Raw genomic sequence first — 14781 nt, forward strand, 5'->3', positions numbered from 1 at the left:
TTTAAAAACCTGACAGGTCTTTAGGCCAAAATATTTAGAAAAACTATATATTAGTTACGAGGACCGGGAAAGGTTTGTCTGTAGCCTTGAGGAACGATTTCGCGTACCACATATGTGCCAGCTTCCAAATTGGAGAATTTGTATTTACCGTTTTTATCAGTAACTTGACTTGGTTCACCTTTGTCGAGTTTACCATTCTCATTAACATCCAGATAAATAGTCACGCCGGCTATTCCAGCTTCATCCTTATCGCGTAAACCATCGCTATCTAAGTCATTCCACTTAGTACCCCAAATTTCAGCTAACTTGATTAAAGTATTACCAAAATTGATATTTCCAATACTATCACCAAGCTTAACTACTACCTTATGACCACCTGCAATAGTTTGTTGTCCCATAAAGCTGGTAGGAGAAGTGGTTTGGTTTGGAAGATTATAAGAACCTGAACAACCGTTTATAACTATAGAATCAAGAGCAAAGTTGACCCCAGTACCGACTTTGTTGGGATTATTAACTACACTTAGTGCCTTATGATTGTATCTTGTCCAGTAAATTTTACCATTATGGGCTAACTTTGGACCACCAAAACCAGCAGTTAAACTCAACTGGGTCTTGATTTTATCTTTTAGATCGAATTGCCATGCTTTGCCATTATATCCATTAATACCATCAGTATAATACAATTTGCTACCGTCTGGAGAAAAAGCTGTTGCATATCCAACTGTGCCGGTTATTATCTCTTTGAGATCAGAAATTTTACCAGTGGAACGGTCTATTTTAGCAGTAGCAATACGTTTATTTCCCCAACCCAAAGCAAGTGTATCATAATTAGGGCTATGAACAATAGAACCAGAAGCTATATTGCCAGTAAAACCAGTGTTGGAAGTAACTGGTAAGCGGGCTAACCCAGAACTATTTAGTTTGTAAGCATCTATTTTATCAGCTTTGTTAAAGACAAGTATCCATAAATCAGTACCATTGGTATGTGGTACTACACCAAGTGTATGACCAGTATTATTGGCTAGCAACTCTTTTTTTCTGATAACTGTGCCGTTAGATCCCATAGACAAATCAGCAACAGAGAAATATACAATGTTGCCGTTGCTAGTGAAAACATAGAACAAGTCAGGATTGGTGCCTATAGCTGGCACAATCATTGCTATCCCCAAATGATTTGTCGTGCCACCCAATACAGTTCCGTTTTCTAAAGCTTGATTAGTTTGTCCATTGAAAACTGTATTTCCATCAGTGTAGAGTATTAGTTTGCCAGAATCTGGATCAGTAAAGTTGGCGCTGCCCCCATAACTCGCGCTTTGACCAACTGGAGTTTTGCAAGTTATTTTAGGATTTTCATCAGTGAAATCAATTAAGAACTTTTTATTTTGATTACCAGAATACCAGATTTGTTCCAAAGATGTGTTCGCCTTAACAACACCAGTAGCAAGAGCTATCGGCAGAATGCCTGCAATAAGTTTGGTAGAAATTCGTACCATATTAATACCTTAAATTAATGTTAATTGAATAATAATAGTAGTTGCAAAATCTATAGATTCTGCTTTCAGTGGGCTTATTGACTGACAGAACTGTGCAATTCTAGCCCACCCGAGACACTACTAATCTCGGGTTCGATGTGTGATTGAAAAAACAATGTGAAAACTTAGAAGAATTCAATCACTAACTAATTTCCTATTTTGAGCATGATGCTGGCAAATTGCTCTTCACAGGATAAACTTCAATATTATATTGACCACCGTTATCAGCAAAATCACCATCTGCTACGCCAAAGGATAGGCGACCAGCATTTTTAGGAACTTCCATCACAAAATGGTAACTGTGCTTGTTGTTATAGACTGGAAGAGCAGCTAATCCCATACCATCCACAAATTTGATAAAGTTTGCGATATTACGTGGTTCACCTAAGTAGGCTCTAAGTGGAACGCCATTCCAACCAAGGTTTAACTGATAATATTGTGGATCAAGAGGTTTACCTGTTTCAACACCAAAAAATACATCATTAACTGTGGTTCCATAACTGTATCCAGTTCCAGAAACTATCACTTCAACTAAGCCGCTATAAGATTTAGTTGTTGAAGTAGATGGAGATGTAAATGGAGCAACTAGATTTTCACCAGCGCCAGTGCGAGTGTAGGCTTGTGAAATTTTCTTGGTTTTGCAATCAGGCTTGACACCAATTGGCTCAAATCTATCACGATATGTCCATGATAGAATGTCATGATTTGCAAAAGCAGCACCGGTAGCAGATGTAAAACCTATAAACGCTTTAGGAGCAGCACCGATGATTTGTGAGAGATTCAACGAACGCGCCAATAAAGCTTTGGCTGGACGCTTGCCAGTAGTGTTAGCACGTACTTCCATCTTGCCACCATCATAGTCTATCCACACATGCCAAATTTGACCTCTTTCAAAAGCGGGATTGACTACAACCGTAGGACCATTAAAACCGCCATTAATGTTGATACCGACATGGTTGTCGTTAGGATCGTTCCAAGAGCGACTATTGTTCCATGTGTCAAATTCTACATTTGAACTGATGGGTTGTACCACAAAAACGATACCATCTGCACCGCCATTACCCGGGCTACTTATTTTAAATTTAGTTAAGCGTAGTACCACACCATCTTGTGTTCTTACAGTTTTGGCGTGTCTATTTAAGCTACAGTACTATTCGCTATAGGAGAAAATGCTGTTAATACACCTGTCATGATTAATGTTGACGGATTAGTCATTTTTTTTACTATCTTCATAAATAATATAATTATTAATTGTTTAAATGAAACTTTTTATTAAAATAGGGTGACCAATTCAATTATACAGCATAAATTTATAAATAATAATAATTTTTATTAACTGACATTATTAATACATGAATATAACTTAAAAAAACAATATATTAAGATTGTAATTATTTTAATTAGTGTTTCTAAATAGCAAAAAATACCATATTCCCCATAAATTACAGTTTTATTACTTCTTGATAAACTATTTGATAATCTCAAAATAGACTGAATGAACTTTTTTAAAAAACATATTAAATAACTGGATAATATAATAATTATAATAATTATGGAAGTTTTCTCTTTTTTATTTAACTTTACTTTCTATTATCCTTTATTTATGGCATATGTCTGGATGCTTGGTGCTATATATTATTACTTTTACTGGGAGCGAAAAGGCACTACAGAATTACCTACATTATCTCAATACCCCCCAGTTTCTATTCTAATACCTTGTCATAATGAGGGTGATAATGCACGAGAAACTATTCATTATGCCATACAGCAAGTATATCCAAATTTCGAGGTGATTGCTATCAACGATGGTAGTACCGATAATACCGCTGAAATATTGGATGAATTGGTCAAACAATATGACAAATTACGTGTAATCCACTTAGCTACTAACCAAGGTAAAGCTATGGGATTGTGCATGGCTACTTTAGCATCATCCTGTGAATATCTGATTTGTATTGATGGTGATGCTTTATTAGATCCTCATGCAACTCATTGGATGATGAAACATTTTGTGGACAATCCTTCGGTAGGAGCAGTCACTGGTAATCCACGCATTCGCAATCGTTCCAGCATACTAGGAAAGCTTCAAGTTGGCGAATTTTCCTCTATTATAGGACTGATAAAACGGGCACAAAGATTTTATGGGAGAATATTTACAGTGTCAGGAGCTATTGTTGGCTTTCGTAAAGTAGCTTTACAACGTATTGGTTATTGGAGTTTGGATATGATAACTGAAGATATTGATGTTAGTTGGCGACTACAATTAGATCATTGGGAACTCCATTACGAACCTCGTGCCTTGTGTTGGATACTCATGCCTGAGACTTTAAAAGGACTATGGAATCAACGCCTACGTTGGTCTCAGGGTGGTACAGAGGTTTTAATTCGATATTTCAATAGGTTGTTTGAATTAAAAAGCTGGCGCATGTGGCCCTTATATTTGGAATACCTTATCAGTATATTTTGGGCTTATTCTATGGTTTTGACTGTAATTATTTTATTAATAAATATATTAATATCAAATATGTCAGATTCTTTAAATCAACCCATTTTGATCTCAGGTTGGAGCAGTATGTTACTTGGTGTAACTTGTTTGTTGCAGTTTTTACTTAGCTTAGTTATTGATGGACGCTATGAAAAAGGTTTAGCTAAATACTATTATTGGATGATTTGGTATCCAATTGCTTATTGGTTAGTAAATGTAGCAACCTGTGTAATTGCTACACCTAAAACTTTTTTAACGAAACGTGGTAAACGAGCCACATGGGTTAGTCCAGATAGAGGTAAGAAAATATGAATTCAATTATAATTGAAACACCTAATTTGCAAATACTGAAACAACACTATCAAGATAGTACATTAGTTTTAATCGGTTGGATAAGCTGGTTTTATTTCTGGCGACCAATATTGAATTTAATATTGTGGGGAGGCATGATATGGTTTGTTTACAATAAAGTATTGTTTATAAATTTTACCAGCATCTTTAATGAATATATTGTAATTATTTTAATAATTGGAATTCTGATGGCTTTTTGGTTGCTTTATACTCATTTCAAATACCAATATCAGAATAATCAACAAACTCTAACAGCGAATCATCAAAACATTGCTAATGATTTTGGTGTTACAATACAGACATTGGGGACATTACAAATGGCACAACGGATGATAATCCATTTAGATGATAAAGGCTGTATCCACCAAGTTGATGTTTCATAGCAATTATGAAACAAGTGTAGTGGCAGTGGGATTTGATCGATTGGTTTGGGAAATTGTAAATTAGTTGTACTATAATATATTTCAATTATTAGAAAATCCGAGAACAAACATGATCAAATTTCCATATGGCATAAGTAATTATTATCGAATAGTCACAGAAAATTATTTTTATGTAGATCGTAGTCATCACATTAGACTAATTGAAGAAGCAGGGGATTAATTACTTTTTTTACCCCCTCGTCGCTTTGGTAAAAGTCTGCTATTATCAATGCTATAAAATTACTACGACGTAGCCAAAGCTGATGATTTTGATAAATTATTTGGTATGTCGGTATGTATAAATCTTAATGCATATTTACATAATATTAAGTACAGCGAATTACGTGGATAAACAAATTATTTAAATTAAACTTTATTAGTTTATCCACGTAATTCGTTGTACTTATTTTTGTAAATTAATATCAATCCTAAAGATGCTTTAGCTTCATGGCAATCATTATTAACTGCAATACAAAAAACTTCTTACAAACTCTATTTATTGACGAATATTGCCAATGAAGTAATGATGGGCAAACAGAAAATCAGCTACTAGCGGGCAAGGTTTAGAGCGAGTTTTTATTACTGGTGTTTCTCCAGTTTTAATGACTGATATTACCAGTTCTTATAATGTTGCAAAAGATATTTATTTAAGATCAGAATTTAATGATTTATGCGGATTTAGAGAATCTGAAATTAAATCACTTTTAAGCCTCTAAACAAAAAGAACAAGATGCCTTACATCTAATCAAAAGCTTTTATAATGGTTATTGTTTTAACGAAACTGCTCAGGAATTTCTTTATAATCCCTAATTTAGTAGCACGTAAGCTTTATGTTGAGCGGCTATTTGAAATGCACTTGACAAAATCAGAACGTGAACAAACAGGTAAACTTGCTCAATAATTTTTTCAAACTGCTGATTTGCAAGCAATCTGCGATTTTATGGAACCGCATTATTTCAAGGTTTTTGACAATCGTGATTATAAGCTCGCCAATGAATTAACTATAAAAACAGCATTTTTAACCATTTTATTTAATGACGTTCTTTATGTAATGGATTCAGAATTTTCAACCGGGCGACGCTATGTAGATTTGAGTATGATTATTCGCCCAGAGCGACGTAAGTTTCCAATTTTTGATTTTATTTTAGAATTCAAATATATAAGTTTATCAGAAGTGAATCTAAGCGGCGAAGAGCTTAAAGATATGAGTGTTGATAAATTAAATGATTTGGCTCTTGTTAAGAAAAATGCTGCTGATGCTAAAAAGCAATTGCTTAGCTATAATGCTAGTTTGCAGAAAAAATATGGTGATGAATTGAAATTGAAATTGATTAGTGTTGTGGCGGTGGGGTTTGATAGATTGGTTTGGGAAATTGTTGGTGTTTCATAATCGCAATTATGAAACAGAGTGTGACCTAAATTTGAGGTAACATAAAATTATATGTCACAGTATAATTTTTTAAATGTTTTATAAAAAATTATTCTACACAATGCCTAGATTTATTACTATAATCGGCTATTATGGAGCAACTACTTTGAAACTACTAAAAGCCTTAGTAGTAGAATACCCATTCTTTGCAAACATACGCAACTCATATTCTCCAATACCAAGCTTGGCTAAATTAAACGTTAATCTACCGGAGATATTACCAGAATATTGAAAATCAATATACTGCTTATGATTATTAACACCCTTTTTGTATATACCAATCCAGTCCTTCGAGTTGCGGTTTAATTTATTTTTATAGCTAACTACTATATGATCACCATATTTGATAATAGCTTCATTATTTATAAAAACTTGTTTTGCATTGGGGTTAGGATTTGCAATCTTGTAAACACTATTTGTCCAAGAGTCACCGCATTTTTGGCTTGGATTACCCTTACAAGGCATATTGCAATTACTGGCAGTCCCATATTTGCCATAACTATTCCCACAATGACAGTAGCTACTATACTGAGTCCCAGCATAGGCATATCCCAGAAGTTTACAGTGTTCTATGCACTTTTCAGTTGTCATTTGAGAATTATCAATCCACTGGACTCCATTTAAATCACGATCATTTATTGTAGAACCACTGTCTTTAAAACAACCGAGTGCTTTAGCAACTGCTTCTGAATCGGGTTTATTATTTTCAGAGTTACAAACAAGCTGATTGTTAATAGGATAGATTTCAATATTATATTGACCATCATTTTCATCAAATCCACCATCTGACACGCCGAAAGATAACTTACCAGCATCTTTAGGAACTTCAATCACAAAATGATAACGATTATTGGAATTATAAGTTGGAAGATTTGCTTTTCCTATACCATCCACAAACTTAATGAAGTTTGCAATATTGCGTGATTCACCTACATATGGTTTAAGTGGAGCACCATTCCAACCAAGGTTTAACTGATAATATTGTGGATCAAGAAGTTTAGCAGTTTTAACACCAAAAAAAGCATCATTAACTGTCATTCCATAACTATATCCAGTTCCAGAAACTATCACTTCAACTAAGCCACTATAAGACTTCGTTGTTGAAGTAGATGGAGATGTAAATGGAGCAACTAAGCTTTCACCAGCACCAGTGCGAGTGTAAGCTTGTGCAATTTTTTTACTTTGGCAATTTTCCACAGACACATCAGCACTATTAGCTATAGGCGAAAATGCTGTTAATACACCTGTCATGATTAATGTTGACGGATTAGTCATTTTTTTTACTATCTTCATAAATAATATAATTATTAATTGTAATTAAATACTTTTTGTTGTTTAAATAGAGTCACCAATTCAATTCTACAGCATAAATTTATAAATAATAATAAATTTTATTAACTGACATTATTAATACATAAATACATTTAAAAAAACAATATATTAAGATTGTAATTATTTTAATTAGTGTTTCTAAATAGCAAAAAATACCATATTCCCCATAAATTACAGTTTTATTACTTCTTGATAAACTATTTGAGAATCTCAAAATAGACTGAATGAACTTTTTTAAAAAACATATTAAATAACTGGATAATATATTAATTATGGAAGTTTTCTCTTTTTTATTTAACTTTACTTTCTATTATCCTTTATTTATGGCATATGTCTGGATGCTTGGTGCTATATATTATTACTTTTACTGGGAGCGAAAATGCACTACAGAATTACCTACATTATCTCAATACCCCCCAGTTTCTATTCTAATACCTTGTCATAATGAGGGTGATAATGCACGAGAAACTATAAATATTGGATGAATTAGTAAAACAATATGACAAATTACGTGTAATCCACTTAGCTACTAACCAAGGTAAAGCTATGGGATTGTGCATGGCTACTTTAGCATCATCCTGTGAATATCTTTCGGTAGGAGCAGGATCTGGTAATCCACGCATTCGCAATCGTTCCAGCATACTAGGAAAGCTTCAAGTTGGCTTTCGTAAAGTAGCCTTACAACGTATTGGTTATTGGCAACTCCATTACGAACCTCGTGCCTTGTGTTGGATACTCATTTCTTGGGAAATTGTTGGTGAATAGTGAGTCAAATCATCAACCTTAAAGTGTTAGGTTGATGATCTACTTGCTTATTCTTCAATAGCCGCACGAGGCCATGCTGCTAACAATGCTTTAACTAATGTGGCCAAAGGTATGGCAAAAAATACTCCCCATACTCCCCACAAATTACCGAATACTAAAATTGATACCATAATTGCTACAGGATGTAAATTTACGGCTTCTGAAAATAGTAGAGGTACTAAAACATTACCATCAAGTGCTTGTAGAACCAAATAGGCACCTACTGCCCAGAAAAAATATGGATCAACTCCCCATTGAACATAAGCTACTATCATAACAGGAAATGTTACTACTACAGCTCCAATATAGGGAATTATAACTGATAAACCTACTAGCACTGCTAATAAAGAGGCATAATTCATATCTAAATATGCAAATAATAAGTATGCCGCAATACCAACTAAAAATATTTCATATACCTTACCACGCACATAATTACCCATCTGACTGTTCATTTCAGTCCAAACTTGTGCAGCAACAGTATGTTCATTAGGCAAGAAAGCTACCAACCAATCTATAATTTTATCTTTATCTTTTAAGAAAAAAAAGACTAACAAAGGAACTAAAATCGCATATATAACTAAAGCAATTAAAGTTGGAATTGACGATAAAGAATAAGATAATACCTGTTTGCCTAATTGATTCACGCGCTCACGTATTGATTCTATAATACCATTAACCTGATCAGCAGAAATAAACTCATATTTTTCTGGCAGATCTTTTAATAATTTATGTCCCTCTACAACCATTGTAGGCAGTTCTTTAATTAATTGTGTTAATTGATATGATAATAATGGTAATAATACCACCATAAAAAATAGCAATATTGTTATAAAGCCACTATAAACTAAGAACATTGCTAAAAAATTTGGAAAATGCCAATGCTTTAAATTTTTAATTAAACCATCTAATAAATAAGCAATTACAATACTTGCTAACACTGGAGCCAATATTTGACTCATTGTCATCAATACAGTAAAACTAACGATCAATAAGATAGCTAGCAATACCGCTTGCGGATCAGAAAAATAGCGATGGAACCATTCTTTTATTACTTTAATCATGTCGTTTGTTCTTTATAATGTCGTAAAAAAACAGCTTCTAATTCATCAATGATTTCAACTGAATCCCGTCCTTTTAACATATGTTCAGTCATTAAATTAGATGTTTCATCAAGCATCTTTGCCTTATCCAGCATTGGATAACTTTTAGATAGACGCTTGATAGCAGCAATTACTGATTCATTAGGTGGACGGGGTTTAATTTGAGGTTTTGCAGGAGATTCTGGAATTGTTTGTGCAAGCAAAAACTCTGCAAAACTCAATATAGTTTCTTTATGTTGCGGCGGTAATTGTTTAAAAATATTTTCTAGCCGCCGCTGTGCTTCTAATGATGCCATTAAGCCTTAGAATTTTTTTCGCAATGATTAGTAGAAAATTTTAATAACTCTTCTATCGCACGTAAACGAAATTTTTGTTTTTGATGAACAAAAGACAGAGGACGTTCTAGTATCGGACTCAGCTTCAATTCTTTTAAAGTTCCTAATTCTATATCTTTTTGAATTGCTGCATGTGACAAAATTGATATTCCCATACCAGCCGCTACTGCACCCTTGATTGCTTCTGGACTACCTAATTCCATTACAATATCTAAATTGTCAGCAGATAAACCAGCTTGAGCAATATATTCACCAATTACTTCACGAGTACCTGAGCCTTCTTCTCGGGAAATATAGGGATAACTAATTAAATCTTTCGCAGAAACTTTCTCACGACTTGCTAACTTATGCCCCGGTGGAACTATAGCAACTAGTTGATCCATACGACAAAGATTCACAACTAAATTTTTATTATTAACAGGTGATTCAACCATACCTAAGTCAATAATATTATTTTCTACCATTGAGACTATTTCATCGCTATTAGCAACTTTTAAACGAATATTTACATCTGGATATTTAGCTTTAAAATCACCCAATAAGACTGGTAATAGATATTCTGCAATCATGGTGCTAGCACCAATCATCAAAATTCCATCAACATCACCAGTCATTTCTTTAACGGTGTTTTCCATTTCTCCATATAACTGAAAAATATTCTGAGCATATTCATAAACTCGCTTACCAACTTCAGTCAAGGTAATACGGTTATGGGTGCGATCAAATAAACGTGTATTAAAATGTTCTTCTAATTGACGAATTTGAAACGTCACTGCCGGTTGAGTCATGTGTAATGCTTCAGCAGCTTTGGTAAAACTTAATAAACGAGCCACGGTATGAAACACCTGAAGACGACGATCTGCCATAATTATTTTAATCCTTCAATTCGTTTTATAAAACCATTTATCATAACATATTTATGACTTATAAATCCTCATAATCTTGTACCCAGTGTCCAAAATGAGCGTGTATGAAATACAATTGGACTCAATTTTTGATTTTCGACTTTTAAATGACGATTTAGCACAAAATTAAATAATAAAGGGTTATGTTGACGCAATTGTGCTAATACTTTTACTTGTTCTGCTGTCAGAAGTTCTTGTGCTTGTAAATCTTTTAATGAAATTAAGGGTATTATACCGGGTAATGGGTAATCAGAACCATATAATAAACGTGAATGCCACTCTTTACGACTAATAACAGTTTTAAGCGCTAACATATCATCACGATTAACTTGTGACATAGCAGAAATATCACCAAACAATAAACCTTCATAACGCGGTTCTTCCATTAGTTGAGTAAATAACTCAAAATTATTTTTACCCAATGAGGCGCAATGAGCAATTATTACTTTAACTCCGTGATCTAAAGCGCGTCGTACCAATAATGGATTACCATAAGCATAAGCTTCAATATTAGCTCCATCAACAGCTTCTTCATCACCGCAATGACATAACAAAGGAATATTCCAATGTACCATTGCTTCATAAAATGGATCACATAATGCTGAATCTGGATTAATATTCATAGCTTGTGGCAACCATTTTACTCCTAATGCGCCATCAAACACTGCTTGTTGTAAAGCTTCAAGACTATCTTTACGATAAGGATGAATTGAGGCTAGCCATTCAAAATGTTGTGGTGACTCTTTATGAATCTGTGCAGCATAACTATTAGGTGTATGAAAAGCAGTTTGATCTAGCAAACGTTCACCTTGTTCATCATAACTATAGTCAAATGCGAGTAAAATCACACGTGATCCTCGTCCCCATTTTAAGGTTTTTAAACGATTCACAAAAGCTTCATCTACAGAGATACCCGGTTCTACACACGAAGCATTTAGATAAAAACGAAATTGAATATATTTTTTTAACTCGAACACATCCTGATAATTAGGATTCACAAAAATTCCACTATCAGTATCACCTAAACCGATTAAATGAACATGCCCATCCCACATGTGGGTACTATCAATTCCTTCCAATGCTGATAAAATAACTTCATGTTTTTCTAAGCTTTCTGGTAATTTACTATCTAAACAAGGATTAAAAAATTGATTATCATTAGGCCAATATTTAGACTTTTGTAGTTTTTGAAAACCAAATGCAGAAAGACCTCCTACTCCTAATACTCCTAATAAACTAAGGAAATTACGGCGTTTCATTTATATTATTACTCAGTTTGAATTAATTGACTTAATAATCTTAATGGATTATCTACTATATATTTACCATTATGAAATAATGATATTAATTTTAAAGGGCCTTTTTTTAAGGCTTTTGAAGCAACATTATCTGGGCTAATAGTAAAACGACCTAATGTTTTATTAGTAGGCCAACTTATTCCCGTATAAACAATATAAATTAATTCAGAACAAACTATTTTATCTGTAGTTTCAACATCAAAATTAAAGTCATATTCTTTACCTAGTTGACGTAAAGCCAAAATAATACGTTCAGCCCGTGTGTTATTATCCATTTTAGTATCACGTAAAATTGCTAAATCATCAATATTAAGAAAGTGTTGTAAAGAATTTAATTGAACACCGGGGCGTAATGCTTCTACAACTAATTTGGCTTGTCTAATCTTATGATGATATTTTTTTACCACTGGATGATGCCAAATTTTTAATTGTTTTAATTCTGACTCAGTTCCAATCCAAATAGCAGCATGACCCCAATGACCGGGAATAAATTTATCAGTTAAACGAAATGGTGTTTTTTCTAACAGAATATCACCGGCTTTTAGCTTGTTATTCAGAAATGTTAATACATCAGCGCGATTGTACAATAATCCCTTACGAGATTCTATTAAACCAATAGAATTACCAAAAAATTTACTAAATAAATTTAATCCATCATTACCAAATGAATATAATTTATCACTACCAATAGCGTTCATAAATTGTAACTTTCTACCAAATATATAAAATATCCCTTTCTTTTTTAAAGTTAAATGATAAGATGGACTTTGATCTATTAATAGTTTTAGAGATCTGAAGGATTGATCATTTTGCATCTGCTTTGATAAGGCTACAACACGCTTAGAATAAAATCTTAATGCTTTTTGAATACGTTTGCGTTTACGGTAGGAATTATAAGAACGAGTAATTTTTTGCAATTCATCTTGTCCAATACCATAACCAGAATCTCGTGTATTAAGAACGCGACGTAATTTTTCATCTTCTTCAAATATAGAAATAGCCAATAAATAATTATCATATAAAAGCAAAGCGGCAGACAATGATAACATTACAGCTTTTAATTGTTCTTGATCTGAAATGGGTTTAATTGTAAGGGATTTAAAAGCAGAAAGATTTAACCAACATTCATGCAATTCAGCTATTTTATAGAATTTCTTGCGAATCTTTAGATATTTTAGTAAGGATTTATTCAGCTCGTCTAAATCAGCACCTGATAATGGTTTATCTTCGCTAATTTGTTGTTTTAAATGTTTAGCAAGTCTGATTGTTTTAGCTCTATGAGTCAGAGACATTTCAACTAATGATTCATAATCATGAATTTCATGATTTATAACTGCTGTCATAGATTCGTCAGTATTACCATGAAATTTCATTAAATGTTGCCAACAAGGCTGGTTAGGATTGATTTTTGCAGTCGGAGCTATATGTTGATGTGAGCATCCTATTAATAATAACGGTAGAAGCAATTTTAAAAAATTTTTAGTATTCATAACAAAATCAAATGAAACAAAATAATTTAATTATAACATTATTACTATCGTGGCTGGTTTCTGGCTGTGCCACTACGACTCCAAGCGATCCATTTGAAAAATTCAATCGTGGTGTATTTGCTATTAATGATGGTATTGATAAAATCATGATTAAACCAGTAGCAGTATTTTATAAAGAAGTTGTACCAACAAGAGTTTTAACGGGAGTTACTAATTTTTTTAGTAACCTCGATGATGTTTTTGTTGTTGCAAATGACGTTTTTCAATTTAAATTTAAACAAGCTGGTTCAGATACAGTACGTTTGTTATTAAATTCTAGTGCTGGAGTCTTAGGTTTATTTGATGTAGCTACTAAAATGGGTTTTGAAAAACATTATGAAGATTTTGGACAAACTTTAGGTTATTGGGGAATTGGTAGTGGTCCTTATATAGTATTACCGATTTTTGGCCCTAGTTCAGTACGTGATACTATCGGTTGGGCTGGAGATATTCTATTAAGACCTGATTATTATTACGGACAATCAAAAAATAAATCAGCGCGTTATATATTATTAACTAGTACTAGTATTGAATTTGTCGATGAACGTGCAAAGTTATTGCAATTTGAATCAGTACTTAAAACCGCAGCTTTAGATAAATATAGTTATATTCGTGATGCGTATTTAGCTAGACGTAAATATTTGGTGTATGACGGTAATCCACCAGAAGAAGATGCAATTTTTGAAGAAGATGATATATTTGATGATGAAGATGAAGATGAATAATATGTCTGAGTTAAAATCATTAGAAACTAAAATTGATAGTATCATCCAAATTTGTAAAAGATTAACTGAAGAAAATAAGCATTTAATTTCTGAACGCACCGCTTTGTTAGAAAAAAATTCTTTAGCTAAAACACATATTGAAGATATGATTAAACGGCTAAAAATCATGGAAGAAGATCAATGATTATAGGTAAATCTATTCCAGTAAAATTACATATTATTGATAAGGATTATGTCATTGCTTGTCCAGAAGAAGAACACGAAACTTTGATGGCTTCAGCACGTTATCTAAATGAGAAAGTGCAAATTGTGCGTGAAGGCGGTAAAGTGGTTAGTACTGAACGTATTGTTGTAATCAGTGCATTAAATATTATTCATGAATATTTACAATACAAACAATCTACAGAAGAAGATAAAAACCATCTTCAAGAAAAAATAGAACTTGCATTATCTGAAATAAAGTAATAAAATGTAGTCTAAAGTTTTTAGCATTCGCTCCATATTGTAAATTGGATAAAACACTTGAACCTA

17 protein-coding genes are annotated in these 14781 nt (G+C 33.0%); 9 read left to right on the forward strand and 8 right to left on the reverse strand.

All coding sequences use genetic code 11. The features are described from left to right. Positions 1-50: 50 nt before the first annotated feature. Together BHU68_RS03135 and BHU68_RS03140 are read right to left on the reverse strand one after the other, a co-directional pair. A complete protein-coding gene (locus tag BHU68_RS03135; protein ID WP_069470484.1) occupies positions 51-1493 on the reverse strand; it encodes an SdrD B-like domain-containing protein in 1443 nt (480 codons plus the stop codon). Positions 1494-1686: 193 nt separating this feature from the next. Continuing rightward, positions 1687-2634, reverse strand: a complete 948-nt coding sequence (locus BHU68_RS03140; protein WP_069470483.1) for a hypothetical protein — start codon at positions 2632-2634, stop codon at positions 1687-1689. A 450-nt stretch (positions 2635-3084) separates the two neighbouring features. On the opposite strand from BHU68_RS03140, the gene pgaC reads away from it, so the two are divergent. The 4 genes from pgaC (at position 3085) to BHU68_RS03155 (ending at position 6180) form a co-directional block, all read left to right on the forward strand. After that, the gene (pgaC, locus tag BHU68_RS03145) at positions 3085-4329 is read left to right on the forward strand and encodes a poly-beta-1,6-N-acetyl-D-glucosamine synthase (protein WP_069472913.1); all 1245 of its coding nucleotides are present in this window, start codon (positions 3085-3087) and stop codon (positions 4327-4329) included. Beyond that, positions 4326-4751: a poly-beta-1,6-N-acetyl-D-glucosamine biosynthesis protein PgaD gene (gene pgaD / locus BHU68_RS03150; RefSeq protein ID WP_069471898.1), complete on the forward strand. Its 426-nt coding sequence runs from the start codon at positions 4326-4328 to the stop codon at positions 4749-4751. The genes pgaC and pgaD overlap by 4 nt, the downstream gene beginning before the upstream one ends. A gap of 109 nt (positions 4752-4860) precedes the next feature. Continuing rightward, the gene (locus BHU68_RS18235; protein WP_445082185.1) at positions 4861-4971 is read left to right on the forward strand and encodes an AAA family ATPase; all 111 of its coding nucleotides are present in this window, start codon (positions 4861-4863) and stop codon (positions 4969-4971) included. Between the two features lie 759 nt (positions 4972-5730). Continuing rightward, entirely contained in the window at positions 5731-6180 is a 450-nt protein-coding gene (locus tag BHU68_RS03155; protein ID WP_069471899.1) for a PD-(D/E)XK nuclease domain-containing protein, read from the forward strand. A gap of 129 nt (positions 6181-6309) precedes the next feature. On the opposite strand, the gene BHU68_RS03160 is transcribed toward BHU68_RS03155, so the two are convergent. Then, positions 6310-7512 (reverse strand): WSC domain-containing protein, encoded by a 1203-nt coding sequence (locus BHU68_RS03160; RefSeq protein ID WP_083235005.1) that lies wholly within the window; start codon positions 7510-7512, stop codon positions 6310-6312. Between the two features lie 311 nt (positions 7513-7823). On the opposite strand from BHU68_RS03160, the gene BHU68_RS03165 reads away from it, so the two are divergent. Both BHU68_RS03165 and BHU68_RS03170 read left to right on the forward strand, forming a co-directional pair. Then, complete coding sequence (locus BHU68_RS03165; protein WP_069471901.1) at positions 7824-8036, forward strand: hypothetical protein; 213 nt, start codon at positions 7824-7826, stop codon at positions 8034-8036. Then, positions 8029-8316, forward strand: coding sequence for a hypothetical protein (locus BHU68_RS03170; RefSeq protein ID WP_069471902.1), 288 nt, complete (start codon positions 8029-8031; stop codon positions 8314-8316). Before BHU68_RS03165 ends, BHU68_RS03170 begins: the two co-directional genes overlap by 8 nt. A gap of 47 nt (positions 8317-8363) precedes the next feature. On the opposite strand, the gene BHU68_RS03175 is transcribed toward BHU68_RS03170, so the two are convergent. From BHU68_RS03175 to BHU68_RS03195, 5 genes are all read right to left on the reverse strand, one after another. After that, positions 8364-9419: an AI-2E family transporter gene (locus BHU68_RS03175; protein WP_069471903.1), complete on the reverse strand. Its 1056-nt coding sequence runs from the start codon at positions 9417-9419 to the stop codon at positions 8364-8366. Further along, on the reverse strand, positions 9416-9754 hold the full coding sequence (locus tag BHU68_RS03180; protein WP_069471904.1) for a DUF2281 domain-containing protein: 339 nt from the start codon (positions 9752-9754) through the stop codon (positions 9416-9418). Before BHU68_RS03180 ends, BHU68_RS03175 begins: the two co-directional genes overlap by 4 nt. Continuing rightward, positions 9754-10659: a selenium metabolism-associated LysR family transcriptional regulator gene (locus BHU68_RS03185; protein ID WP_069471905.1), complete on the reverse strand. Its 906-nt coding sequence runs from the start codon at positions 10657-10659 to the stop codon at positions 9754-9756. Before BHU68_RS03185 ends, BHU68_RS03180 begins: the two co-directional genes overlap by 1 nt. 68 nt (positions 10660-10727) lie before the next feature. Continuing rightward, entirely contained in the window at positions 10728-11957 is a 1230-nt protein-coding gene (locus tag BHU68_RS03190; RefSeq protein WP_069471906.1) for an amidohydrolase family protein, read from the reverse strand. 8 nt (positions 11958-11965) lie between these two features. Further along, on the reverse strand, positions 11966-13486 hold the full coding sequence (locus BHU68_RS03195) for a YiiX/YebB-like N1pC/P60 family cysteine hydrolase (protein ID WP_069471907.1): 1521 nt from the start codon (positions 13484-13486) through the stop codon (positions 11966-11968). Positions 13487-13497: 11 nt separating this feature from the next. Between BHU68_RS03195 and BHU68_RS03200 the strand changes: the two genes are divergently transcribed. From BHU68_RS03200 to BHU68_RS03210, 3 genes are read left to right on the forward strand one after another with little or no spacing between them, the layout of a single operon-like run. Further along, positions 13498-14250, forward strand: a complete 753-nt coding sequence (locus BHU68_RS03200) for an MlaA family lipoprotein (protein WP_069471908.1) — start codon at positions 13498-13500, stop codon at positions 14248-14250. Position 14251: 1 nt separating this feature from the next. Beyond that, positions 14252-14434: a hypothetical protein gene (locus BHU68_RS03205; RefSeq protein WP_069471989.1), complete on the forward strand. Its 183-nt coding sequence runs from the start codon at positions 14252-14254 to the stop codon at positions 14432-14434. Beyond that, a complete protein-coding gene (locus tag BHU68_RS03210) occupies positions 14431-14715 on the forward strand; it encodes a cell division protein ZapA (protein WP_069471909.1) in 285 nt (94 codons plus the stop codon). The genes BHU68_RS03205 and BHU68_RS03210 overlap by 4 nt, the downstream gene beginning before the upstream one ends. The last annotated feature ends 66 nt before the right edge of the window (positions 14716-14781 follow it).

Origin of the sequence: Candidatus Marithrix sp. Canyon 246 (assembly GCF_001723685.1) — a bacterium.
GTDB lineage: Bacteria > Pseudomonadota > Gammaproteobacteria > Beggiatoales > Beggiatoaceae > Marithrix.